Origin of the sequence: Chryseobacterium oranimense (assembly GCF_900129755.1) — a bacterium.
GTDB lineage: Bacteria > Bacteroidota > Bacteroidia > Flavobacteriales > Weeksellaceae > Chryseobacterium > Chryseobacterium oranimense.
Genome location: NZ_FQWT01000001.1, coordinates 1,013,785 through 1,039,130 on the forward strand (window position 1 = coordinate 1,013,785; position 25,346 = coordinate 1,039,130).

25 protein-coding genes are annotated in these 25,346 nt (G+C 38.6%); 13 read left to right on the forward strand and 12 right to left on the reverse strand.

Annotated elements, in window-relative coordinates; translation table 11 throughout:
* Positions 1-11 precede the first annotated feature (11 nt).
* The 4 genes from BUB03_RS04640 to BUB03_RS04655 all read left to right on the forward strand — a co-directional run bounded on the left by BUB03_RS04640 (position 12) and on the right by BUB03_RS04655 (position 4,311).
* The gene (locus tag BUB03_RS04640) at positions 12-1,727 is read left to right on the forward strand and encodes a PspC domain-containing protein (protein WP_040998701.1); all 1,716 of its coding nucleotides are present in this window, start codon (positions 12-14) and stop codon (positions 1,725-1,727) included.
* 312 nt (positions 1,728-2,039) lie between these two features.
* Positions 2,040-2,642, forward strand: coding sequence for a 1-acyl-sn-glycerol-3-phosphate acyltransferase (locus BUB03_RS04645; RefSeq protein ID WP_073060588.1), 603 nt, complete (start codon positions 2,040-2,042; stop codon positions 2,640-2,642).
* A gap of 63 nt (positions 2,643-2,705) precedes the next feature.
* The gene (locus BUB03_RS04650; RefSeq protein ID WP_073060589.1) at positions 2,706-3,137 is read left to right on the forward strand and encodes a PaaI family thioesterase; all 432 of its coding nucleotides are present in this window, start codon (positions 2,706-2,708) and stop codon (positions 3,135-3,137) included.
* 208 nt (positions 3,138-3,345) lie between these two features.
* Positions 3,346-4,311, forward strand: coding sequence for a chorismate-binding protein (locus tag BUB03_RS04655; RefSeq protein ID WP_073060592.1), 966 nt, complete (start codon positions 3,346-3,348; stop codon positions 4,309-4,311).
* Between the two features lie 100 nt (positions 4,312-4,411).
* Here the strand turns inward: BUB03_RS04655 and BUB03_RS04660 are convergent, their stop codons facing one another.
* The 11 genes from BUB03_RS04660 to BUB03_RS21785 all read right to left on the reverse strand — a co-directional run bounded on the left by BUB03_RS04660 (position 4,412) and on the right by BUB03_RS21785 (position 14,702).
* Positions 4,412-4,606, reverse strand: a complete 195-nt coding sequence (locus tag BUB03_RS04660; RefSeq protein WP_040998697.1) for a hypothetical protein — start codon at positions 4,604-4,606, stop codon at positions 4,412-4,414.
* 5 nt (positions 4,607-4,611) lie between these two features.
* Positions 4,612-5,214, reverse strand: coding sequence for a MarC family protein (locus tag BUB03_RS04665; RefSeq protein WP_040998694.1), 603 nt, complete (start codon positions 5,212-5,214; stop codon positions 4,612-4,614).
* Positions 5,215-5,258: 44 nt separating this feature from the next.
* The gene (locus BUB03_RS04670; protein ID WP_040998692.1) at positions 5,259-6,998 is read right to left on the reverse strand and encodes a BatD family protein; all 1,740 of its coding nucleotides are present in this window, start codon (positions 6,996-6,998) and stop codon (positions 5,259-5,261) included.
* Complete coding sequence (locus BUB03_RS04675; RefSeq protein WP_052352682.1) at positions 6,998-7,747, reverse strand: tetratricopeptide repeat protein; 750 nt, start codon at positions 7,745-7,747, stop codon at positions 6,998-7,000. The genes BUB03_RS04670 and BUB03_RS04675 overlap by 1 nt, the downstream gene beginning before the upstream one ends.
* Before the next feature lie 101 nt (positions 7,748-7,848).
* Positions 7,849-8,856 (reverse strand): vWA domain-containing protein, encoded by a 1,008-nt coding sequence (locus BUB03_RS04680; protein WP_073060594.1) that lies wholly within the window; start codon positions 8,854-8,856, stop codon positions 7,849-7,851.
* Positions 8,856-9,848 (reverse strand): VWA domain-containing protein, encoded by a 993-nt coding sequence (locus tag BUB03_RS04685; protein WP_073060596.1) that lies wholly within the window; start codon positions 9,846-9,848, stop codon positions 8,856-8,858. Before BUB03_RS04685 ends, BUB03_RS04680 begins: the two co-directional genes overlap by 1 nt.
* Complete coding sequence (locus BUB03_RS04690) at positions 9,841-10,737, reverse strand: BatD family protein (protein ID WP_139258763.1); 897 nt, start codon at positions 10,735-10,737, stop codon at positions 9,841-9,843. The genes BUB03_RS04685 and BUB03_RS04690 overlap by 8 nt, the downstream gene beginning before the upstream one ends.
* Positions 10,738-10,783: 46 nt before the next feature.
* Complete coding sequence (locus tag BUB03_RS04695; protein ID WP_073060598.1) at positions 10,784-11,647, reverse strand: DUF58 domain-containing protein; 864 nt, start codon at positions 11,645-11,647, stop codon at positions 10,784-10,786.
* Between the two features lie 63 nt (positions 11,648-11,710).
* Positions 11,711-12,169, reverse strand: coding sequence for a GNAT family N-acetyltransferase (locus tag BUB03_RS04700; protein WP_073060600.1), 459 nt, complete (start codon positions 12,167-12,169; stop codon positions 11,711-11,713).
* Positions 12,169-13,173 (reverse strand): AAA family ATPase, encoded by a 1,005-nt coding sequence (locus BUB03_RS04705; protein ID WP_073060603.1) that lies wholly within the window; start codon positions 13,171-13,173, stop codon positions 12,169-12,171. Before BUB03_RS04705 ends, BUB03_RS04700 begins: the two co-directional genes overlap by 1 nt.
* A 233-nt stretch (positions 13,174-13,406) precedes the next feature.
* Positions 13,407-14,702: a hypothetical protein gene (locus BUB03_RS21785; protein WP_073060606.1), complete on the reverse strand. Its 1,296-nt coding sequence runs from the start codon at positions 14,700-14,702 to the stop codon at positions 13,407-13,409.
* A gap of 134 nt (positions 14,703-14,836) precedes the next feature.
* Between BUB03_RS21785 and BUB03_RS04715 the strand changes: the two genes are divergently transcribed.
* The 8 genes from BUB03_RS04715 to BUB03_RS04750 all read left to right on the forward strand — a co-directional run bounded on the left by BUB03_RS04715 (position 14,837) and on the right by BUB03_RS04750 (position 23,443).
* The gene (locus BUB03_RS04715; RefSeq protein ID WP_073060609.1) at positions 14,837-16,174 is read left to right on the forward strand and encodes a peptide-N-glycosidase F-related protein; all 1,338 of its coding nucleotides are present in this window, start codon (positions 14,837-14,839) and stop codon (positions 16,172-16,174) included.
* A 210-nt stretch (positions 16,175-16,384) separates the two neighbouring features.
* Positions 16,385-16,858, forward strand: a complete 474-nt coding sequence (locus BUB03_RS04720) for a DinB family protein (protein ID WP_040998679.1) — start codon at positions 16,385-16,387, stop codon at positions 16,856-16,858.
* A 37-nt stretch (positions 16,859-16,895) separates the two neighbouring features.
* Positions 16,896-17,288, forward strand: coding sequence for a four helix bundle protein (locus tag BUB03_RS04725; RefSeq protein WP_073060611.1), 393 nt, complete (start codon positions 16,896-16,898; stop codon positions 17,286-17,288).
* Between the two features lie 70 nt (positions 17,289-17,358).
* Entirely contained in the window at positions 17,359-18,108 is a 750-nt protein-coding gene (gene rlmB, locus BUB03_RS04730; RefSeq protein ID WP_073060614.1) for a 23S rRNA (guanosine(2251)-2'-O)-methyltransferase RlmB, read from the forward strand.
* A 92-nt stretch (positions 18,109-18,200) separates the two neighbouring features.
* Positions 18,201-19,250 carry a DUF6263 family protein gene (locus BUB03_RS04735; protein WP_040998675.1) on the forward strand — a complete coding sequence of 350 codons (1,050 nt, stop codon included), beginning with the start codon at positions 18,201-18,203 and terminating at the stop codon, positions 19,248-19,250.
* A gap of 73 nt (positions 19,251-19,323) precedes the next feature.
* A complete protein-coding gene (locus BUB03_RS04740) occupies positions 19,324-19,551 on the forward strand; it encodes a hypothetical protein (RefSeq protein ID WP_040998673.1) in 228 nt (75 codons plus the stop codon).
* A gap of 28 nt (positions 19,552-19,579) precedes the next feature.
* On the forward strand, positions 19,580-22,120 hold the full coding sequence (locus BUB03_RS04745) for a YfhO family protein (protein WP_073060617.1): 2,541 nt from the start codon (positions 19,580-19,582) through the stop codon (positions 22,118-22,120).
* A 27-nt stretch (positions 22,121-22,147) separates the two neighbouring features.
* Complete coding sequence (locus tag BUB03_RS04750) at positions 22,148-23,443, forward strand: glycosyltransferase family 4 protein (protein ID WP_073060619.1); 1,296 nt, start codon at positions 22,148-22,150, stop codon at positions 23,441-23,443.
* A gap of 154 nt (positions 23,444-23,597) precedes the next feature.
* Here the strand turns inward: BUB03_RS04750 and BUB03_RS04755 are convergent, their stop codons facing one another.
* On the reverse strand, positions 23,598-24,242 hold the full coding sequence (locus BUB03_RS04755) for a hypothetical protein (protein ID WP_073060622.1): 645 nt from the start codon (positions 24,240-24,242) through the stop codon (positions 23,598-23,600).
* 116 nt (positions 24,243-24,358) lie between these two features.
* Here BUB03_RS04755 and BUB03_RS04760 point away from each other — a divergent pair, with 116 nt between their 5' ends.
* Positions 24,359-25,321, forward strand: coding sequence for a YpdA family putative bacillithiol disulfide reductase (locus tag BUB03_RS04760; RefSeq protein ID WP_073060641.1), 963 nt, complete (start codon positions 24,359-24,361; stop codon positions 25,319-25,321).
* Positions 25,322-25,346: the final 25 nt, after the last annotated feature.

A 25,346-nucleotide genomic window follows, 5' to 3' on the forward strand; every position in this document is an offset into this window, starting at 1 on the left:
AAAACAAAGCTATGAACAAGACACTCTCAATAGGACTCGCAGGTTTTTCTTTCACTATAGAAGAACACGCATATATAAAGCTCAGCGATTACCTGAATGCTCTTAGAAGCTCGTTGGACGCTTCGGAAGCAGAAGAGGTAATGCACGACATAGAAATCAGAATGGTTGAAATCTTCAAAGATTCTTTAGGTAAAAGAGAAGTCATCAACGATGGAGACGTAGAAAGAGTAATTGCTCAGATCGGTACTCCTGAAAAGATCGAAGAGCAGGAAGAAGCTTACTATTCTGAAAAAAACAGTAACAGACAGAATACTACAGGAACTACATATTCCGATAAAAAGCAATTGTTCCGTGACCCTGAAAAACAAAAGATCGCAGGAGTTTGTGCCGGTTTAGCTGCCTACTCTGGTATGGACATTACCTGGATGAGATTAATTTGGGTGGGTGCATTTCTTTTTCTTTGGGTTGCTCCCGGGTCTTCGTTTTTAGTTGTCCTTTTATATTTTATTCTCTGGGCAGTATTACCTAAAGCAGAAACTGCATCAGACTTTTTGAAAATGAAGGGAAAACCATTGAATTTTGATAATTTAAAGGAAGAATCCAGTAAAATTGTGCAATTCGCCAACGAGACAACAACCAGAGCTGGTGAAATTTACACTGAAAATAAGCCTTACATCAGCAATGCTGGAAGCGGAGTCTGGAATGTTTTAAAATATATCATTGGAATCTTTTTCGCATTTATGGCTTTAAGCAGCATTATAGGAGTATTTGTAGTCTTTGGTCTTTTCGGAATTGACTCAAACTTTCCCGGAGCCGATGAAATGAAATTCCTTCTTGATAACGATGGGCTTTACAATGTATTTTTAGCATTAATTATTGTTGGATCTTTAATTCCTGCAGTTCTTTTCAGCCTGCTAAGTATTAAGATCTTTTCACCAAAAACCAAGTTGAGAAATATCGGTTGGGTTTTAGGAGCATTATTCCTGGCAGTAATATGTTTGGGAACCTTCTTTGGAGTAAGCATGGCTAAAAAAGAAATGTTCCTGAAAGGACACAAGGAAGATACAGAAGAAGTTTCTATCAATACAACTTCAGATACTCTATATGTGGATGTAAAACAGGTGGCAATTCCTCAAAACTTCACTGGGTATGATGATGATCTTTACTCCGACAAGGTTTCGGTTTACAAAAAAGACTGGATCCATGTAGAGGTGACAAGAAAAGTTGACATTAAAACTCCATATCTGATCATTAAAAAAGAGGCAAAAGGATACAACCTTCCATTGAACGTCAATGTTCCGGTAGAGATCATCAACAATAAGATCATTCTTCCCAACTATGTAAAATATCCTTATGAACACAGATTCAGAGATTACAGCATTGATTATGAGTTGGTGGTTCCTGCAAAATCAGTAGTAATCCCATTAAAAAATGACAGAATGGATTTCGACGGGGATTTAAACGGAGACGGCATCAATGATAACGACCAGGAGCATGACGAAGACGGTAAAATCAGAATAGAAAAGAATAAAATTTCTGTAAATGGTTCTACCATAGAATATAACTCTGATGATAAAGACAGCCTGATCATCAACGGGAAAAAAGTTCCGAAAGCACAGGCAGACCAGGTCATCGATTCCATGAAGTCTACCATCAAAAAGATGAACAAAAACGTAGACATCAAAATCAAAGACGGAAAAGACGAAATTTCCATACAAACTAAATAATTAACTTCAGAGAGTGCAGGAGGTGTGAATGGAAGGCAACCGTTTGAAATTCACACTCTTCTTCTCTCAGAGATTGGAAAAAAAACTTATTATTTAGTTCGCTATGTTAAAAAAATGTCATACATTCGTATAGTTAAAAAATAATTAACCAAATCATTAAAAAACACCTTAACCATGGTACAAGTTGCATTAGAAATTGTTATGAAGATCGTAGATTTAATCAGCGGTTTGTTTTAAGAGCGATAATATTTCAATATATTTGTAAAGTATAACCAAATAGGTTATACTTTTTTGTTTTTAATCTGAAGATATATGAAAAAACTGATAGGTAAACTGATGTTAAAGATGCTGGGCTGGAAAGTCGTCCTGCAGGGCGATGCAAAAAGCCTGAACCGATGTATCCTTGTGGTAGCCCCCCATACCCACAACATGGAATATCTGTTAGGAAATCTTGCCTACTGGTCTTTAGAAAAGCCTTTGAAAATCATCATTAAAGATGCCCACACCAAAGCATGGTATGGAAGTGTGGTAAAAGGGCTTGGGGGCATTGGTATCGACAGAAGCCAGAAAAATGACCTGGTGAATTTTGTTGCCAGACAATTTGAAAAGGAAGATTTCAGTCTTGTTATTACTCCTGAAGGAACACGAAGCTGGGTACCGAAGTGGAGAAAAGGGTTTTATCATATGGCCCTGGCTGCAAAAGTTCCCATCGTCCTGGCAGCAGGTGATTTCAAAAGAAAAATTGTTTATCTGGGCTATACCATCCCTTATGAAAGAATTGCTTCAGTTCCGTTTTCCGAGATTATGGCAGAAATCCAGGATTACTATGTAAAATACGACATCGTTCCTAAAATTCCTGCAAACTGGAATCCGAATATCATAGGCAACGGCAGCGAAGAAGAAGTTAAAAGATAACGGAATTACTTTTTCATCCATTTATTATTCATCATTAATCAATCATCATTCATCATTTATACAATGAAAGGTCAGACCAAAGAAGAGCTCCTTACGTTCCTAAACAACTGGGGAAACGGGGTAACACTAGCCAAAACACTTGAAATACAATTCATAGATATTGACGTTGAAAATGAAACTCTGACTGCTACCATGCCGGTACAACCAAAAGTACACCAGCCATTCGGGATCCTTCACGGAGGAGCAAGCTGTGTGCTGGCGGAAACTTTAGGTTCAAGCCTGTCCAATATTTTCATCGACGGCAGTAAGTATTACGGAGTGGGAACGAATATCAATTCCAACCATCTTAAGAGTAAAAAAGACGGCATTGTAACAGCTACGGCACGCTTTATCAGAAAAGGAAAAACAATGCATGTTTCTGAAATCGAGATCAGGGATGAAAAAGGAGTGCTCATCAACCATACAACGATGACGAACAATATCCTTCTCAGATAATCCTAAAAATATCAACTACAATAAAGACTCAAGAAAAATTGGGTCTTTTTTTATTTCCGGAATATAATATGAGAAATGTTTCGTTAAAAAACAGTCTTTATATTTTGACATTTTTAAGACTAGTAATACCTTTGCTGAAAGGAAAATTACCCCGGAACTTTTCTGTTATATTTCAGCAGGAACGATTTTCAAAACCTATCCACAGCGCATGATTTACTTCAAACTTCCCTTCGACGAAACATTATATTCAACAGATCAGAACCAAAACGGAGAATCCGTTCAGTTTCATTCTTTTGACCTTTTAAGGCAGATCGGTTTTGAAGGTGGTATTATCAATGCTTCCGAAAAGTTTGAACGGGAAATCATTACCAATGAGACTCTATTGAAAGACGAAAGCTTTTTCAATGCAGAAACCAAGGAAGAATATATTGACAGTCTTCATCAGGTTATTTCGGTGATTAAAGATCATAAGCTTCCAAAGCTGGTGTATTCGAGAAGAAATATCTTCAGGGATTTTAATCAGATTGATTTTAAAGAGAGCTTTAAAAAACTTTGTACTTCTTACCCTAATGCCTTCAGATATCTATTTAATGACGGACAAAATGCCTGGATGGGAGCTTTTTCAGAAACTTTAGGAAAATTCAACAAAACAACTCATGAATTTGAAACCATGAGCCTTGCAGGAACACTTCCTGTGTCTGAAGAATGGACAGAAAAGGAAATCGAGGAACAGAAACCTGTAACTTCCTATATTCAGGATACACTTAAAAATTATTCCGGAAATATAGAAATATCAGAGACTTACGACCATATTTCGGGAAATATCAAACATTTGCGAACAGATTTTAAAGCGCAAATAAATCCTGAAGATCTGGACAGCCTTATTAACGACCTTCATCCTACTCCTGCCGTGTGCGGTATTCCAAAGGATTTCTGTAAAAAAAGCATTCAGGAACTGGAAAAATTTCCGCGTGAATTGTATTCCGGCTTCATTAAAGTAGAAACAGAGGAAAGTGTAATGTATTTTGTTAATCTCAGATGTGCAAAGCTTTACAAGGATTCTGTACATGTATTCATAGGTGGTGGCATCACAGCCCAGAGCAGCCCGGAAAAAGAATGGAGAGAAACGGAGCTGAAATCGGAAGCAATCTTAAAAAATCTGGTTGTTTTTTAAGGTAAGGTGGCTTCGAGAACCTCAGCCACCTTCCATCAGAAAACAAAAAAGCCTCCTTCCAAAGAAAGAGGCCTGTTATATAGAATAATGTAATTCTGAATTATTTCTTAGCTCCGATCCTGCTCCATGTATCCAGTACAAAAAGCAAAATAAGGCCAATAACCGCTGAAGCAATTGAAAATACAAACTTCAGGTTATCTTCTGATAAAAGATCCGTCTGCCAGTCTAATGCATAAAGATTGATGGCAATAAACACGATAAACACAACTAGAAATACTTTATAAAACTTCTGCATGATACTTAAAAATTAATATAGTTTTGCACCAATTGGGCAAAGTTAGCGGTGAATAATTTAATTGAAATCGCTAAAAGGATAATCCCGAAAACTTTCTGAAGAATAGACAGGGTAGCCTCCCCCATTCTGTTTTCCAGCCACTTCGCTGATTTCAGCACCAAATATACGAAAATTGTATTGAGAACAATTCCTAAAATAATATTAATATCGTGAAATTCAGCTCTGAGCGATAGCGTAGTCGTCAGGGTTCCCGCTCCTGCAACCAGCGGAAACGCAATAGGGACGATGGATGCAGCTTTAGCTTCTGTCGTTTTGTTGATCTCAATTCCAAGGATCATTTCCAGGGCTATGATAAAAATCACAAAAGCACCGGCAATCGCAAAGGAATTCACATCCACTCCTATCAGTTTAAGGATTTTATTTCCTACAAAAAGAAAAACAATCATGATCAGTCCGGCAGTAATCGATGCTTTTCCTGCTTCTATCTGTCCAAACTTCTGCTGAAGGCTTACGATGATAGGAACAGAACCGATAATATCAATTACGGCAAAAAGAACCATAAAGCAGGTAACAATCTCTTTAATAGAGAAATCATTAAGTATTTCCATCTCTTTGTAATTAAAAATTTCGCAAAAATATGAAAAAAAATTGATTATTTGCTAATCTGTGAATACAAATTAACAACTGCTTTTAAAAGATCTTCCATTCCTTCTGCAGATTTCAAAGGAGAGTATTTCTCTACCTGAATCCTTTGTAAGAGATTCCTGTATTCTTCAGCAACAGCCAAACCTTTATAGCTTTCCAGGAAGAGTCTGAAATCCTGGGAAGAACTCTGGAAATACTGTTTTCTCACATCAATATCCATCTCTTCCAGGGTATCGAAAAATTTCTGATAATCTTCATTATCTTTAAGATTTTCCAAATAGCTGAAATAATCATTAATATCTGTTTTCAGCGTTTCTCTGATCTCTTTTTCTGTTTCAGCCACAGATCCCAGCGGTTTCGGGGTTGCTGTTTCTTTAACTAACGCTCGTTTTTTTTGCCATGTCTTAAATAACAGATACATGATAAATAACCCGACAAGAATAGAAATGTTGGTTAAAAGGATATTCCAGTGGAATTTACTTTTCTCTTTTACTTTAAACGTCGTTGTTTTCAGAACCGGAGTATCCACCGTTTCAAGAAGCGTGTTGGTATATTCGTTTACCTTCTCAACGGTAGTACGCGATTCCAGGATCTGGTCATGGGAAAATGCATTCAGGTCAAGCGTTTTCTGGCCAAGGTCTACATATTCGCGGCTGGCCGGATCAAAGAATGCAAATTTCTCAGTCTGAATCGAAATAGGTCCTGCCTTTTTAGGAATCACAACATAACTGGCCAAAATTTCCCCTTTCATTCCCGTAGTTCCAGGAACTACCTTAGAGGTAATCTTAGGAGCAAACACTTCATAATCAGGTGAGGAAACAATCTTAGGCAAGTGCATATCCGGAAGATTGCCTTCGCCTGAAACTTTAACCACTACATTAATCGGTTTTTTAACTTCTATTTTCTCTTTTGATGCATTGTAAACACTTACATTGAAGTTCCCAACCGCATTTTTAAAGTAATCGGGTGATCCTTCAGGGAGTCTTTTTACATTAAGCTTTACCTTATTGGAAACAATTTTATTCTTATTGGAATAGGTGCTTACCGATGCCGACACAGACGGAACCTCAACATACCCTGCTTCATTAGGAAATACCATAAATACAGCCAGAACCTGCGAAGCCATATTATTTGATCCCGAAGGATCTATTTCCGATTTGCTGAAGCTGATAGGATGCACATTGATATTATTCTGACGGGGAAGATGAACGTCCTTTACTTTTCTTAGGTTGTCCATATTCTTAGAATACACCTTCAATACAGCTACTGTAGGCTGATCCTGATAAACCTCACGGTCTTCTATCTCCATATTAAGATAGACTTCATTGGAAAGATTACTGGCAAGAGATCTTTTATCAATAATATCCTTAATATTTACATCAAAAGGCTCAGTCTTGTAAATTTTATTATTGACGGTTACCAAAACAGATCCGATCTTGATTTTACCTCTTTTCTTCGGCTCAAGGGCAATTCTTGAAATCTTCTGGGTAATCAGTGTATTGGTGGCAGGATCGATCAACGTATTGGTCATTGATCCGCTTCCTATAATATTAAACTTTGAGAGATCAGGAAGCTGAAAGCGGGTTTGAGGTTCAAGATCAATCCCGTTAAGCTCCAGAACTATGGTAAGGTTTACAATATCCTTTCCGTTGTATTCTGATTTATCAGATTCCATAAAAAGATTAACCTGTCCGTAAGAAATCACGGAGGTCAAAAGGAATAATATGTAAATCAGTTTTTGCTGCATCACCAATCTTTTTCGTTGCTCTGCGGCACCGAATAAGAATTCTTATTTAAGATTTTTCTGGCGGTTTCTTTTTCTTTTTCGTTGACTTTATCTAATATCGCATTTTCAAGGTTCTTAGGCATTTTTCCCTCATCATCCTGGTTTTGCTTAGGAGTATTTCCCTGTTCGCTTTTTCCTTCATTCTGCTGGCCGCTGCCCTGATCCTGCTTCTGATCTTTCTGGTCTCCTTTCTGATCATCATTTTTATTCTGATCATTTCCACCGCCGCCTTTTCCTGAATTGTTCTGTTCGTTTTTCTGCTTCTGCTGTTTTTCTTTTTCTTTCAGCTTGGCAATTTCATAGTTCTTCCGGGTTGCTTCATTATAAGGATCCTGTTTCAGGGCCTGCTTATAATAATCAGCTGCTTTTTCCGGCTGGTTCATCTGCATGTATGCATTCCCCAGGTTATGAAGGGCAGCCGTTTTATCCGGTAGCGTCTGCGAAAGCTTCTGGGCTTTGTCAAACTCTGCTTTAGCCTCTTCATACTTCTTACTTTTATATAAGGCATTTCCCAGGTTATAATGCGCGGTAAAGTCTTTTTCATTCACTTTTACGGCTTCCATATATTTGGAAGACGCTCCGTCATAGTCTTTTCCGTTAAATTTCTGATTACCTTCATAGACTAAAGTTCTATAGTTTTCCTGCCCAGACAATACGTTTGAGAATGTAAAAACAATAAGAAACGATAAAAAAATGATTTTAGTATTCATTACCTGCAAAATTATTCCTTTATATGTTAATAAACAGACTTCTATTTGTTAAAGTTCGGTTAAAGTACTTATTTAAAATCTTGATAAACAAAGTATAAAAACTAAATATTGAAATCTTTTTTCGGATTCAAGATATAAATTAAAAAGAAAAAGAAAATAGAAACTATTAAAAAGTACTGATAGTAATGATTGGCATTCTGAGATTTCACCAGCGTCTGTGCAGATGAAGATTTCCTTTTCATGGCATCAATGATCTTATCCGGAGCTTCATTAATGTTATTTCCGTCTATATAATCTCCTCCTGTAGATTCCGCCATTTTTTTAAGGGCTTCCGTCTGTCTTTTGGAAATTACCGTTCCTCCGTCCATATCGGTTTTATAGCCCATCAGCTGTCCGAAAACGTATTCCGGAACCGGAGCGCCTTCATCTGTCCCTATTCCTACCGATGTTATGGATATTCCTTCTTTATTGGCCAGTCGTATCGCCGCATTATCATTGCCTTCGTTATCTTCCCCGTCACTCAGCAGAACAACTTTTCTTGAGCCTTTGCTTACATTTTTAAATTTCTCTACAGCAGCCTGCATTCCTTTCAGGAAATCGGTCCCCTGAATCTTCATTGAGCCTGTTTCCACAGCACTTATGTAAGTTTCCGCAGAACCGTAATCTGTGGTAAGCGGCATAATAGAAACGGCTTCCCCTGCAAAAATGACGATTCCAATCTTATCATTCTTAAGCTTCTGCATCATGGCAGTCATCAGATTCTTTGCTTCCGAAAGGCGGCTGGGATCAATATCTTCCGCATTCATTGAATTGGAAACATCAAGCATAAAGATGACATTATTAAGCTTCTGGTTGGTTTTTACTTCCTCGGAACCATTCAACAGATCTATGATCGAAAATATCAGGAAAAGTGTTCCCAAAAGGTATAAAGCCGGAAAGAATTTTGTAAACCCGGATCTTTTTTCAAACAGACTGTCATGAAAGCGGCTGTCTGCAAAGATCTCCCTTCTTTTCTTTTTCCATTTCAAAAAACGGATCAAAAAGAAAGAGAGCAGCGGCAAAAGCAGCAGCAATAATAAATACCAGTAATTTCCTAACGACCAATTCATCAGCTTAAAAATTTATATAACACCCATCGCAGCAGTGCATCAAAAAACAGCATTCCCAATGCGATCCAAAGGAAAATTTTAAAATATTCATCATAATTATACAGCTTGGAAACCTTGATATCTGTTTTTTCCAATTGGTTGATTTCATCATACACCTCTTCTAGACTGCTGTTGGAAGTAGCCCTGAAGTATCTTCCTCCCGTTGTCTGTGCAACTTCTCTCAATGTATTCTCATCAATCGTTACTGCCGTTTCCGTAAAGATCAGGTCACCAAAAATATCCTGTGAGGTAGGCATCAGCGCAAAACCGTTGGTTCCGATCCCGATGGTATATACTTTTATATTATTATTTTTGGCAAGTTCTGCGGCCATCTGCGGAGGAATTGCATTCTGGATATTGCTTACCCCGTCCGTCATTAAAATCACCACTTTACTTTTAGCCTTGCTTTTAATCAGGTGGTTTACCGCTACGGAAAGCCCTTCTCCAATAGCTGTTCCGGGTTCAAGACCTGCGGAATTCAGATTTTTAATTTCATCTATAACGACCTGATGATCGGAAGTCACCGGAACTTTTGTGAAGGCTTCCGCAGCATAAGCTACGACCCCTATCCTGTCGTTCGGACGTTTTTGAACAAATTTTACAGCGATATCTTTTAATGCTGTAATACGGTCCGGATTGAGGTCTTTGGCAAGCATACTCAGGGAAACGTCTATGGAAAGCATAATATCGACTCCTTTGGTATCGTCCCTGTCCTGGGAAACTGTAAATGTTCTCGGTCTGGCCATTGCAATAATCAGCGCAGAGAGAATAATATATTTTGAAACTTTAAGCAGAGCAAGCACAGCACGGATTCCTCCACTGTCATCCATATTCCGGACGGTAGGAACTTTGATCCCTTTCTTTCGTTTTCCACCCGCATCTTTTATAAAAAGAGGAATGAACAGCAGGAAAAGCAGCAGGAACCACGGACTGTAAAATTCAAAATCAAGCATCCTTTCTTAAGTTTTCAAATTCTAAATCTTTTGATGATCTCTTCACAAAATCTCGGATATCAGCAAAATCTTTCTCCATCGTGGTCTGATCAGGGAAGGTTTTGGCAAACTTTACCAGATCGCCTCTTAAAAAGACATCTTCCACTATCCTTTCGTTTTCCTGGGAGATGGTATTATTCTTTTTCAGGACGTCGATAAGATCATCTGTAAGAAGAACGTCTGCAGGAAGCTGATACTGTCTGCTAATGAATTTTCTTGATATATCTATTAATTCAACATAGAACGAACGGAAATCGCCTCCTTCTATATATTTTTTCTTTTTCAGGGAATCCAGTTCCTTTAAAGTCTGGTTGGTGGCAACAACAGGCGAACTTTTTGATTTTCTGCCCCATTTGACAAACATAATGATTGCTATAATCAAGGCAATAACCGCTAAAGCTGCAAGAATATAAAACTTGTAAAGCTCCCAGTAATCCTTGGTTTCAAGCTTCACCTCCTTATTCTTCATAATGTCATTGATCTGGTCTCCCTTTTGGGCAGTATTCACAACATCAATTTCGTAAGGAATGGTTTTTAAGATCTTTCCTCCGACATTGAATTCCAGCTCGGGAATGGTAAATTTTCCTTCTTCATAGACTGAAAATTCAATTTTCCTTTCATAAGAATTCTGGTTTTGTCCGATGCTGTCTTTAATTTCTTCAAAATGGAAGGGAAGCAGCTCATTTTTGGGAGCTGAAACCACCTGTAGCTCGTGAATATTGTCTATTTTAATCACCAGACGGTTAACTTCACCTAAAGCAAGGGTCTTCTTCTCCAAATTGGAAGACAGTATCTGTGAAAAAGCGTTTCCACAGATTAAAAAAGAAAGTATTAAAAGTATTTTTTTCAATTTCAACTGATTGTAATTGCGGCCGGAGCCTTCATTTATTTTAAATTTACTTTTTCTGGAAATAATTATACAGCAGCTTTGAATAATCAGCGCCTGTGTTGATATTCATAAAACTGGCCGAACTGGTGGCAAAATCTTCTTCCAGAGCCCGGACTTTCTGTTTCTGAGCTTCAGCAAATGTGTATCTCCATCTTGCACTGGAAGTATTCGCCCAGATTTCTTTACCTGTTTCGGCATCATACAAAAGGGCATAGCCTATATCAGGTATTTCATTGTCTTTCTCGTCATAGATCCTCATCCCCAAAAGCTGGTGTTTTTTTGAAGCCACGCGCAGCATTTTAGAATCATAATCATCTTCAAAATCTGAGAACAGGAACACCAGTGATTTTCTTTTGAATATTCCCATCATATATTCCATTGCCTTGTCGATCTTCGATACGGCCGGGACATAATCTGCCATCAGAATATTGCTGATGATGGAAAGAATATGCTTTCTGCCTTTCTGAGGTGGTATTACTTTATATACTTTATCGGCAAACAGGATCAGGCCTACTTTATCATTGTTTCCGGCTGCGGAAAATCCAAGGCTGGCTGCAATTTCTGCAACATATTCTCTTTTGAGCTGGCCTTTGGTACCGTAATCCATAGAGGCAGAAATATCTACCAGCAGCATCATCGTCAGCTCCCTTTCCTCTTCCATTACCTTTACGAACGGTTCGCGGAAACGGGCTGTTTTGTTCCAGTCGATTCTGCGGATTTCATCTCCGAACTGGTATGGGCGGACTTCCGAAAACGTCATCCCCTGCCCTTTAAAAGCACTGTGATACTGTCCCATAAGTGAAGCTTCCGTCTTCTTTCTGGTACGGATCTCTATCTGCTTTACTTTTTTTACAATATCTTTTATTTCCATATGTGTTGCGGAATTCGGGTTACGAAATTCGGGTTGTGGGGTAACGTTCTACTCTTCTATCTTCTAATCTCTCAATTCAATCGAAACATTCAGCCATTCATCATCGAATTTCGGGCTGTATTTCTTATAAAAATTAATGGCGGGTTCGTTCCAGTTCAATACCTGGAAAACCATTCCGCTATACTGGTTTGCTTTTCCATATTCCAGAGTGGCATCAAACAGAAGTTTTCCTATCTGTTTGCCTCTCATTCTTTCGGTCACTACAAGATCTTCAAGATACAGCCTTCTTCCTTTCCAGGTTGAAAATCTGTCATAATATAGGGAAATCCCTACAATTTCGTCATTAACTTCAGCAACAAACGCTCCCCAGACCGGAGATTTTCCGAATCCGTCCTCTGTAAATTCATCCAGCGTTATGGTTACCTCATGAAGAGCCTTTTCATATTCTGCAAGCTCACGGATGAGCTCCAGCATCGAAGCGCAGTCTTCCTGAACAGCTTTTCGGATAATAACCTCACTCATTAGGGTGCCTGTATTTTTGCCAGAATCCTGTTGATAATCTCTTCCGATGAAATTTCTTCTGCTTCAGCCTCGAAGGTAAGACCAATTCTATGTCTTAGAACATCCTGTGCCAAAGCTTTTACATCTTCAGGAATTACAAAAGCTCTTCCTTTCAGGAATGCATAAGTTCTGGACGCAATAGCAAGGTTAATAGATGCCCTTGGAGAAGCTCCGAAACCAATATAGTTTTTAAGCTCAGAAAGTCCATAATTTTCAGGATAACGGGTTGCAAAAACCATATCCAGAATATATTTCTCAATCTTCTCATCCAGGTAAATCTGGTTGATCAGTTCTTTAGCATCTACAATATCCTGCAGGGATATCACCGGTTTGATGACAGGTTGGTGAGAGGTAGAAACCATTCTCATGACCGTTCTTTCGTCTTCAAAATTAGGATAGTCTATCTTACATTTCAGCATAAAACGGTCGCTTTGTGCTTCCGGCAGCAAATAGGTTCCTTCCTGATCGATTGGGTTCTGGGTAGCCAGTACCAAAAACGGTTTTGGAAGTTTCATGGTTTCATCACCAATGGTTACCTGCTTCTCCTGCATCACTTCCAGCAATGCCGACTGTACTTTTGCCGGCGCACGGTTGATCTCATCTGCCAGAACAAAATTGGCAAAAACAGGACCTTTTTTTATTGAAAAATCGTTGTCTTTGATATTGAAGATCATTGTTCCCACTACATCTGCCGGAAGCAGATCGGGAGTAAACTGAATCCTTGAAAATTCACCGTGAACAGCTTCTGCCAGGGTTTTGATCGCTAAAGTTTTTGCCAGTCCCGGTACTCCTTCCAAAAGGACATGCCCGTTACCTAAAAGACCTACCAAAAGGCGGTCTATCATATATTCCTGGCCAATAATCACTTTATTGATTTCCTGTCTGAGAAGGGAAAATAAGTAATTCTTTTCTTTTACTTTTTCCGTCAACTGGCGGATATCTTCAGCTTGATATGTATCTGACATAGCTTTAATTAAAATAGGTGGTAAATTTCTGATAAATACTGGCATTAATCAACATAATGAATGCCATATTAGAGTTAAAGTTTGTTAAATATTCCTTTATTAATAATGTATCCAAATAAGGAGCAGGAATTTGTGGTACTGATTTCTTTTAAAACAGTTTGATTCTCTGAAGACATATTGATTTAATGACAACTCGTGTTATCATTGAAAGTATGGCAATAAATGTTTAAAAACTAAAGTTTAGTAATGCTGATGGTAAAAACATTTTCCGGCATATCAACTGTTTCTTCATAAGCCCCGACATTTATAAAATAATCGGTTCCCGCAGTTGTTGTAAAGGTATAGGTTTCTGCTGCGCCACCTCCGCCGTTATCTACCGCATTTACACAGGTCAGACTGCCGCATGCTCCGCTGTAGATATCCATCTGAGGGTCATAGGTACTACCTGAAGGCATGGTTATTTTTACAGTAAACTGGCCACCGTCTCCGGTAAATTTAAACCAGGTTCCATCATTCATTGCATCAGGACACGTGGTTATAAATCCGCTGTTGTTAGTGGCAGACATGGCATCACTCTGGGTATAGGTATAAGGAAATGCTGACGCTGCAAAAGCTCCGGAACATGCATCGTTGAGGGGTACAGGAGGAACCGTACTAAAAACAACATCCGAACAGCCTGAAGATTGAAGGTTTCCCGTAACGGAAGTAACTTTCAGATAATAACTGGTATTCGGGTTAAGAGGTATTGACGGAGAAAACTCGGTAGCATTCACTGTCTGCTGGTTAATAACATCAGTTCCTCCCGCGCTTGTTCCCAGTGAAACTTTATAAGAATCTGCTCCGGAAACAGGAAGCCATTTAAAATTTGGAGTTAAAGATATAAACTGGGCATTATTAACCGGGAAATTAACAAAAGGACATGCAGGAGTAGGCTTAGGCGTTAATCCTGAAATGGTAACAGAAGATTTGTAATCCGCCCTTATTCCTCCGGGAGGAGATGCCGGGTCGATAACTGCACGGTCACCTTTATAATACAGGGTAGAATTGGGAACGTGGGGATACACATGGAAAGCTTCGTCAAAATTATTAATATCAATACTCTGAGAATTTTCTTTTGCCGCAATGACCAGATTATCCGTGTTATTATAAGCAAATGGCGTTGCCAATGTAATTTCAACCTTATTATTGGTCTTGGTCACTGTACCGGCAAACACCTGAGTGAGCTGAGAAGCGGGAATCCAGTCTGTTCCTGATGCAAAGGCTGTTTTTGAAGTATGCCCTATATAGACAGTCCAGTCCGAAGAATCATTGATAGTAGCCGAAGGATCTACATAAAATGTAAGGCCTGTGATATTTCCTGCAGCCGAAGCATTCAATTCCTGTTTAGGATAAATCTGCTGAACATAAGAATACGAAAAAAAACTACTTACCGGTGCCGTTCCGACAGCCGGGCTTCCAATGTTTAAACTGATCTGGGCCTTAAGTACTGATATTATTGACAACAAAGATAAAAGTAGAATTTTTTTCATTATTAATAATTTAAATTGAACGATTCGCTAATTTAATGATTAAATTTTAATTTTATCATTAAATTGTGAATTTTAATCAATACATAACAACACCTTATACTAATATTTAATATATTTGTAATAAACACCACCATATGTATCAAAAACTACTTTTTCTGAGTATCCTTTTTGCAGGCCTTATGAAATCACAGACCACCAACAGAATGAATCTGATTTCAGATGCAGTTTATTACGACGGGTATGCAGCCACAGTATCGAACCCTGTTCCTACAGGTCTCATCAGACTATCAAATACAAGATATACAAGAAAACTTACAGACGCTGAGCTTAACTCTTTTAAAGCTAAAATTGCCATGAGAGTGACCATAGGTGCTCTGTGCGATAATTACGACCGTTTGGGAAGTGTTTTTTTAACCATGGTCCCTAAAAGTCAGCCTACTTATACCATTGATGATACCAATGTGAAAAGAATTGAAGTGGGCAGATACATTACTCCCTTCATGAGTAAAAACCGTTCGCCTCTGGAGGTTCCTTATACATATGATTTAAGCAATCTGTACAGCATATTCCATGATGCTGCATTGCGTACCGCTTATGACATGTATATGGAACTGGATGTTTTTGGTGTTCCTTATGCAGCTCAGACTCAGGTCGCAGGATGTGCTGGCAGAATTGATGTTTTTTCCGGTTCACTTACTTTCTTTTCTACAGATACAGGGGCTACTCCTACAGATTACAATGCGGTGGTTCCAATATTAAGTTATAACAGATTAAATAATTACAACAGCACTGATGTTCCGGGTGAAACCGTAAGAATTGTCAGCTTCAATCTTCCCAATACCGTTACCAACGCCAATTTTTTCGTCATCTCTACTCCTCATGGAGCCAACAGTGGCGGTGAAGAATATGTCAGAAGGCAGAACTATACGTATATAGATGATGTACAAATGCTTACCTATACACCCGGAGGAATTTCCTGCGAACCATTTAGGGTTTACAATACACAAGGCAATGGAATTTATGGGGCAACCCCAAGATCACTTACAGAGTGGACTTCCTGGAATAACTGGTGCCCGGGCAATTCAGTCCCTATCAGAGGGTTTACAATGCCAAGCATCACGGCCGGAAATCACACACTGAAGCATACGATACCCACAGCCGTTTTTAACCAGCAGCAAGGCGATGTATATTTATCTGTTTACATGCAGGGAAAAAGCAATGCCGCTCTGGATGTAAAAGACATTAAGACCGTAGATGTAAGCATATATCCCAATCCCACTTCTGACTTTGTGAATATAAGATCCAAGGCAGATGTAGCGTCAATCAGCCTTTTCAGCATCGATGGAAAAAAACTGGCTGAAATCCATGGTGAAAACAGGATAGATATTTCCGCTTACAGTACAGGAGTTTATTTTCTGAATATTGTTCTGAAAGATGGAATAACGTTTAAGCATAAGATCATTAAAAAATAAAATAACCGGTGGCTGAGGATTTCGTTCAGCTGTCTATAATAATACAGAACTCCCTTGATATTTTCTAGGGAGTTTTTTTATGTTTTACAAAAAAAACGTCATCATTAACATTTTTTTTCACGGTTTAAGAACATTTAATTCAATCCTCTCTTCAAAAAATTGTCACTTCCAGTTTATTAAACTATTTTTGGTGATTAAAATTTTTGCAAAATGAATTATCATTTTCAAGCACACAGACAAGTGAGAAAGAACCTTTTAAGTATTCTGCAGAACACTTCCCACGAAGATCTTCTGCTGATTCCTGACGGTTTCAACAACAATATATACTGGAATATTGCCCATACAGTGGCTACCCAGCAGCTGTTACATTATTATCTGAGCGGAAATCCTTTCAGAATTGATAAATATTGGATCGAAACCTACAAAAAAGGCACTCTGCCCAACCTGAATGTACAAAAATCTGAAGTTGAGGATCTTGAGTTTTTACTCACTGAAACTTCAAAGATTTTAATGAAAGATTATGACAGCGATTTCTTTTCAGATTACACACCCTACACGACAAGTTTCGGGATGGACCTGAAAAGCATCCAGGATGCCATCATCTTCAATAATATGCATGAAAGCCTTCATTACGGCTACATCATGGCACAGAAAAGAGCAATACTCGGAGAGAAAGGAAGATAATTAAGGTTTAAAGTTTAAGGGTTTAAAGTTTAAAGTTATGGGAACAATAAGGAGATTTGAGGATTTAGAAATCTGGCAATTGTCCCGTGAACTTTGTAAAGAAATATATAATATTATTCAAGCGACCGATCTTAAAAATAATTTTAAACTTTGCAGTCAGATTGACAGTTCATCAGGTTCAATTATGGATAATATTGCTGAAGGATTTGAAAGAAACGGCACCAGAGAATTCATTCAATTTCTTTCCATTGCCAAAGCTTCTTGCGGTGAAACAAGATCACAGCTATACCGTGTTTTTGACAGAAACTTTATAAGTCAGGAATTATTTGAAACTTTACTTGAACGAACAGAAACTTTAAGCAAAAAGATTAGCTCTTTTATAAAATATTTAAAAATAACAGATTTAAAAGGAACAAAGTACAAACCTTGAAATTCAGTATAATCTCTGGACTTTAAACATTTGAACATTGAACCTTAAACATACAAACATAGACATTTCAATGAAAGACGATTTTATTTTCGGGCTGCGTCCCGTAATTGAAGCTATAGAAGCAGGAAAAACGATTGACAAGATCTTTGTGCAGAATGCACTTCAAGGTCCTATTTATGCTGAGCTGAAAACAATTTTAGCTAAAAATAAAATTCGTCCCAACTATGTTCCTATTGAAAAGCTGAACCGTTTTACAAGAAAAAACCACCAGGGTGTAGTTGCCTTCATTTCAGACGTTCCTTTTCACAGAGTGGAAGATATTGTCCCGCAGTTATTTGAAGAAGGGAAAACACCTTTCCTACTGATCCTGGACAGGCTTACAGATGTAAGAAACTTCGGGGCGATCTGCAGGACAGCAGAATGTGTAGGCGTAGATGCTATTATTCTCCCTGAAAAAGGTGCGGCACCGATCAATTCAGACGCGATCAAAACATCTGCCGGAGCACTGTATAATATTAAGATCTGTAAGGAGCCGAATCTTGCCCATGCAGTAGATTTCCTTCAGCAAAGCGGTATTTCAGTATTTGCAGCTACCGAAAAAGCCCAGAAACTGATCTATGATGTAAATTTCACAGAGCCTTGCGCCATCGTAATGGGTAATGAGGAAACCGGAATTTCTAAAGAAGTAATGCATCATTCGGATGAAAAAATAAAGCTTCCTATTGAAGGAAAAACGCAGTCACTTAACGTTTCTGTAGCATGCGGAGCCATCCTTTATGAAGCAGTAAGACAAAAAATGATAGCAGCTCCAAATCTTTAATCAGTCGGAACAGAAGTATTTTTGTGATGTTTTATGGTATCGTTATTGATGCAAAGAACAGAATCAATACAATTTAATTTAAAAAAAATCAAATGAAAAACGTAGCAGCAGCAATGCTTATCTCATCTATAGCCCTTATATCTTGTAAAAAGGAAACGGCAACCATCACTAAAGTAGATCCTAAAACAGGAAAAACAGTTACTGTAGAAGTTCCTGCCGATTCTGTTGCTAAAGTGGCGGAAAACCCTGCGATTAAAGATTCTGCGGGAGTTTTCACCCAGACATTCAAGCTGGAAAAAGGTAAGACCTACCCTCTTACCACTTACCAGAGAGATGTAAAAACAATGGAGGACCCTCAGGGAAAAACCATTACCGCAACCAGCGAATCTACGGATGAAATGAATATCACAGTCAATGATATCAAAGGTAATGTATATGATATGACGCTTAATCTGGTAGCTAAAAGAAACTCTCAAAGTGCCCAGGGAAAAACCGTGATCGTGGATACAAAACAGGCTATTCCGAAAGAAGACGACCTGAAAATGATCTGGAACATCAATAAAGCCCTTACCAGCAATAAGCTTAACATGAAAATGGACACTAAAGGAAATGTGATCTCCATTACAGGTTTTGATCCTGTCTATGCTAAAGTTACAGCAGCCGTAGGAACACTTATTAAAGATGCCAACCAGAAAGCCAGCGTTGTAGCCAGCCTTAAAGAAACTTTCAATGAAAAAGTGCTGAAAGACCAGCTGAATAAAAATTTAACGATTATTCCTAAAAAAGGAGTGAAAATCGGTGAAAAATGGAGTACTTCTGAAAATGCCGACCCAAGCGGAAGCATTAAGGTAAATTCAAACTATGTATTGAAAAGCGTAGGAAACGGTACTGCGGAAATCTCCGTAACAGGAGGAATTCCTAAAAAAACGGAAAAGAAAACGCAGGGACCAATCACCCACAGCCTTAGCAGCGAGCTTTCCCAGAACGGAACCATTAAGTTTGACCAAAGTACAGGATGGATCGCCAACCAGAACATCGATGTAAAAACTACACAGATCGAGACTATTTCAGACGGAAAGCAGTCGCAGTCTATGAAAAGTACATCCAAATCTTCTGTAATGGTAAATCCTTCTTCAAAATAATTGAATTAAAAAAGTTTCCGGGTCAGAATGTTTATATCAATGATCCGGAAACTTTGAATTTAAATCAGAAATTATGAAGTACATTCTTGAGTTAGTACTCACGGCTATTATTATTTTCTTTGTCTGGAATATCCTGAAAAGGATTTTTTTTAAAACCTTTTACAGCTACAGGTTCAATAATCCTAAAGAAAATAGTAAGCAGCAGGATATACACAACTTGAATAAGAATAAACAGAACCTCAACTGGGACGCAGAGACAGTTGACTATGAAGAGGTAAAAGAAACTAAAGACAAAAGGTAATTCCAAGAAATAAAAGATAATAACCCACATGGCTAAAAATAAAAACTTAATTTATATTGCAATTTCATTAGTTGTATTTATAGTTTTAGCATTTTTATACTCCACCCCTGTTTTTTCAGGGAAACAGCTTTTTCAGCACGATATCGTACAGTACAGAGGAGGCGCCAAAGAGCTTCTGGACTACAGAGCTGATACCGGAAACGAAACCTACTGGAGTGATTCCATGTTTGGCGGGATGCCCACTTATCAGATGGGAAGCCAGTTCAAAGGCGATATCATCAAAAAGATAGACAGCAATCTGAACTTCCTGCCAAGACCAGTTAACTATCTTTTTCTTCTTTTTGCAGGATTCTTTTTCCTGGGAATGGTAGCTGTCAGAAACTGGAAGTATGCACTGTTGGGCGCCACTTTCTTCGGGCTATCCACCTATTTTTATATCATTATTGCGGCCGGGCACAACGGTAAAGTAAATACCATCGAGTATTTTGCACCGCTGCTTGCCGGAATCCTGTTGGTTTACATCAGGAAAAACTATATCTGGGGATTTATTACCACTACCCTGTTTATGGGGCTTCAGATTGCGGCTAACCACCCGCAGATGACCTATTACCTGTTTTTGGCGTTAGGATTTTTATTCCTGTCTGAGTTAATCAGGGCGATCCAGAAAAAAACTCCGATGAAGCATTTCCTTATTTCATCCGCCATCATTGCAGCTTCGTGTGCAATAGGTGTCGGGATGAACTCCCAAAGGATTATGGCCAATTCCGAATACATTAAAGAAACCGTACGTGGAAAACAGATTTTAACGAACGACAGCCATACCTCAGGGCAATCAGGTCTGGATAAAACCAGCATCCTGATGTGGAGCTACGGGAAACTGGAAACACTGAATCTTTTCATTCCAAGACTAATGGGAGGCGGAAGCCAGGAACCGGAAGCTAAAGAAATGATGAACAGGGTTCAGGAACTTATCCAGGAAAATGTAGGATCACAGGCCGAAATGGACCGGATTTCAAAAGGATTCAATGGGGTAACCTATTGGGGAGACCAGCCCGGAACTTCGGGTCCTGCTTATCAGGGAGCTGTTGTATGTTTTCTTGCTTTATTAGGCTTCTTTTTTGCCTGGAAAAAATACCGTTACTGGATCCTTGGAGCATCTGTTTTAACTGTTTTGCTCGCATGGGGAAGCAACTTTATGCCGCTGTCTGATTTCTTTATCGACTACGTTCCTTTTTACAGCAAATTCAGGGCACCATCCTCTATATTGGTCGTAGTAGAATTATTGTTACCGTTAATCGCTATTATCGGGATCTACAGGTTCTTTACAGATGAAAAACTGACGGAAGAATACAAAAAGAAAATCCTTCTGTATGTAAGCGGGGGAACTTTGGGACTGTTACTGATTCTCCTGATTTTTGGAAAATCACTCCTTGGCTTTTATACAGAAGGCGAAAAAACCTATTTCCCGCCTTTCCTTTTGGATTATCTTACTGAAGAAAGATTTAAATTATTCAGAATTGATGCTATCAAAGCCTTGATTTATGTTGCTATAACGGCAGCTGTCCTTTTTATGACCATGAAAAAGAAGCTGAGCCAGAATATTGCTCTCATCATTATCGGGGCGGTAAGTTTATTTGATCTCTGGACCGTAAACAAACGTTACCTGAATGATTCCAACTACGTAGACAAAGTTTTTGCTGAAAACCCATTCCAGACAGAAAGTTCAGATCTTCTGGCTGAAAAGGTTCAGGGAAATCCGAATTTAGAATCTATTTTAGCTAACGTCAACGTTAATAAAACACTTGAAACTATTGCTGAAAGAGACAAGACCCATTACAGGATCTTCAATAATATTTTAGGCACATTCAGCGAAACCAATACGTCTTATTTCAAATCTTCAATCGGAGGGTATCATGCCGTAAAACTGAGAAGATATGATGACGTGATCAATGAATATTTCCAGATCATGGACTCTGTAAAAGTGCCGAATGTCCTTAATCTCCTTAATGCAAAATACTGGGTAATGGGCGGACCGGAACAGCCACAGGCCATGCCGAATCCTAAAGCCAACGGAAATGCATGGTTTGTAAGCGACCTGAAATTCGTCAATACTCCGGATGAAGAAATAAAATCTATCGGAGTGATCGACAGTAAGAAAACAGCTGTCATCGCTGCATCAGACAAGTCATATTTCAACAGTAAACCTGTACAGGCAGATTCTACAGCATTCATCAACCTGACGAAATATCAGCCGAACGAACTGGAATTCAAATCCCAGTCGAAAACACCTCAGCTTGCTGTATTTTCCGAAATCTACTATCCTCACGGCTGGAAAATGTTTGTAGACGAAAAAGAAGTTCCTTACATCAAAGCGGATTATCTGCTCCGTGCCGTACACGTTCCTGCAGGAAACCACAACATCAGGATGGTCTTTGAACCTGAAGTGATTGAAAAAGGGAAATGGCTGTCGCTGTTATGCTTCGGATTATTTATTGCACTGGCTGCCTTCGGGATCTTCTGGATGAATAAGAATAAGAAAAAAGAACAGCCTGTTGAGAAAACAGCTTAACATTTTAAAGTTTATTGTTCAAGATTAATGGAACAAAAAAAAATACTGATCATCACCTATTACTGGCCTCCTGCGGGAGGTCCTGGTGTTCAGAGATGGCTGAAGTTTGCCAAATATCTGCCGGAATCTGGCTGGAAACCCGTGATCTACACCCCGGAAAATCCAAGTTATCCCTTACTCGATGAAAGTCTTCTGAAAGACGTTCCTCAAAACTTAGAGATCATAAAAACCAAAATCTGGGAGCCTTACCAGCTGGCAGAAAAACTCAATAAAAGCAACAAAAAATTCAAAGCCGGACAGTTTGATGTGGGCAAAAACCAAAGCTGGAAATCTAAGCTTTCGATCTGGGTAAGAGGAAATTTCTTTATTCCGGATGCAAGGGTATTTTGGGTAAAACCCTCCGTTAAATTTTTAGAACAGTATTTAAAAGAAAACAAAATAGACGTGGTGGTAACCTCCGGGCCGCCCCACTCTCTTCATATGATAGGTCTTGGGTTGAAAGAAAAGTTCCCCAACCTGAAATGGATTGCCGATTTCCGTGACCCATGGACTGAAATCTCCTACTATAAACATTTAAAGCTCACTAAAAGCTCGGACAGAAAGCACCGTCAGCTTGAAAGTGCCGTTTTCAAAAAGGCTGATATTACACTGGCTACCAGCTATACGGATGCGGAAAATTTCAGGAAAGCAGGAGCTAATGCGGTTTGTATCACGAATGGATTTGATGAGGAGGCCAAAAAGCAAAAAAGTGAAATAGTAAAAGGGCAAAAAAACGAAACGTTTACTTTGAGCTATATCGGTGTTCTTGAGCAACTAAGAAATCCTGAAAATCTCTGGAAAGTTTTAGATGAACTTATTAAAGAAAATAAGGACTTTGCCAATAGCTTTACTTTAAAATTTGCAGGAAGAGTGGATGATAAAATTCTTCAGTTTATAGAAAATTCAAGCCTGAAAGATCACCTCCTGAATCTGGGCTATATTGCCCATGATAAAGCTGTGGAAGAAATGGCCAATTCCAGTCTTCTGCTGATTACCAATTTTCCGAATGAATCTTCCAAAGGGATTATTCCCGGAAAAATATTTGAATATCTCGCCACCGGAAAGCAGATTATTTCTTTTGGACCGGATGAAGCTGATGTCTCGAGAATACTTACGGAAACGGGAGCAGGAAAGCATTTCAACTATCAGGATTCTAAGGCAGTTAAAGAATTTATCCTTCATAAATTTGAGTTATGGAAAGACGGAAGCCTCCTCGAAAATACTCAGAATATTGAACAGTTCTCAAGAAAAAATTTAACCAAAAAGCTTGTTGAGATCTTATAGTTAGTAATTACATTATGCTAAAAAATCAATAGACAATATTATAGATGCTTCGACTCCGCTCAGCATGACAATGGGTAACTTTCAGTTACAATATTAATGATGTCATGCTGAGCGGAGTCGAAGCATTCGTTTTTAAATGTATTAACCAGATGTTTTAAATCGTCCACTGATCGCTCACAACCGCTACCAGATATTGTTTTCCCTGGAATTCCTCAAACACAAAACGAAGTGTTTTCCAATCCATTTTTCCATTTTCTTCAGTGCCTTTTATAAAATTTTCCGTGAAATCTTTACCGGGATATATTTCCTTTAAATTATTAAGTGAATTTCCTTTCCCCTGAAATGTATTCAATGAATAGTGGGAGGTTGTAAAATCTTTGGAAAATACCCATTTAGACAGATAATCGTTGATTGTCGCCTTATACGGATCCCCTGAACCATCTTGCGCTCCCCAGCTGAACACCGTTTTTGTAGGCTGGTATTTTTCAAAATCTTCTTTTGAGAAATGACGGTCCTCTTTTGGGTCCACAAAGCCGTACATGGAGAAAGTAATTCCTTTTTCCGGATGAATATAGGATGCAAAAGTTTTATAATCCTTACTTTTCAAGGCCTGCAGGATTTGGTCGTTAGCAGCCTTTACAGCTACCTCATCCGTTTTTTTCTTCTGAGCTGCTTCCTCAATATTTTTCTCTTTGGCCTGTGCCATAGAATCGATTACATTCGGAACCGGTTTCTCAGGATTTTTTTTACAGGCTGTTACTAAGGTCAATGCTAAAATTGGAATAATCAGTTTTCTCATCTTTCAATTTTTTAACTGTAAAAAACACCAAAACTGATGCCAATGCAATACTTTTAATAGATAAGTTCTGTTGCTAATTTTTCAACTCATATTACCGTTTTCAGTACATTTGTCTTATGGAAATTTTAGACATCCTCATCATCGGAGGCGGACCTATCGGTCTCAACTGTGCTCTTGAAGCTCAGAAAAATAACCTGACTTATCTGATCATAGAAAAAGGAACCATCGTGAATTCCTTATATCACTATCCTTTATACATGCGTTTTTTTTCATCAGCAGAAAAACTGGAAATAGATGGCATTCCCTTCATTTCAACGGCTCCTAAACCCGGACGGCAGGAAGCTCTTGAGTATTACCAGGGAATTGCCCGGCAAAAAGAACTGAATATCAATCTGTATGAAAAGGTCCTGAAAGTTTCCAAGACGGGTAATATTTTTGATATTGAGACCTCAAAAGCAGTGTATAAAGCAAAAAATGTGATTATCTCCACAGGGTTTTATGATATTCCGAACCTGATGAACATTACCGGGGAAAACCTGCCGAAGGTTAAACATTATTACACGGAACCCTATCCTTACGCCAAGCAGAAAGTGGTTGTGGTAGGATCAAGCAATTCCGCAGTGGATGCTGCCCTGGAAACCTATCGGAAAGGTGCTGATGTAACGATGATCATCCGCCACTCCGGAATTTCAGAAAATGTGAAATACTGGGTAAAACCGGATATCGAAAACAGGATTGCAGAAGGAAGTATTAAGGCTTACTTTAACTCAGAAATGATGGAAATTACTGAAAATACAGTCGTTTTCAAAGTTGGTAATGGTGAAGTCAGAGAAATTGAAAATGATTTTGTTCTGGCACTGACAGGTTATCTTCCCGATTTCGAATTTTTAAGAAATTCAGGAATAGAACTACAAGGGGACTGTCTGAATCCGCTGTATCATCCTGAAACCATGGAAACCAACGTCCCAGGTTTGTATCTGGCCGGCGTGGTCTGCGGAGGAAAAGACACCCATCTTTGGTTTATAGAAAACTCACGTGTTCATGCGCAGATGATCGTGAGTAACATACTTTCAAGATAATATTCATTGCTTGGAAGTAATTGGA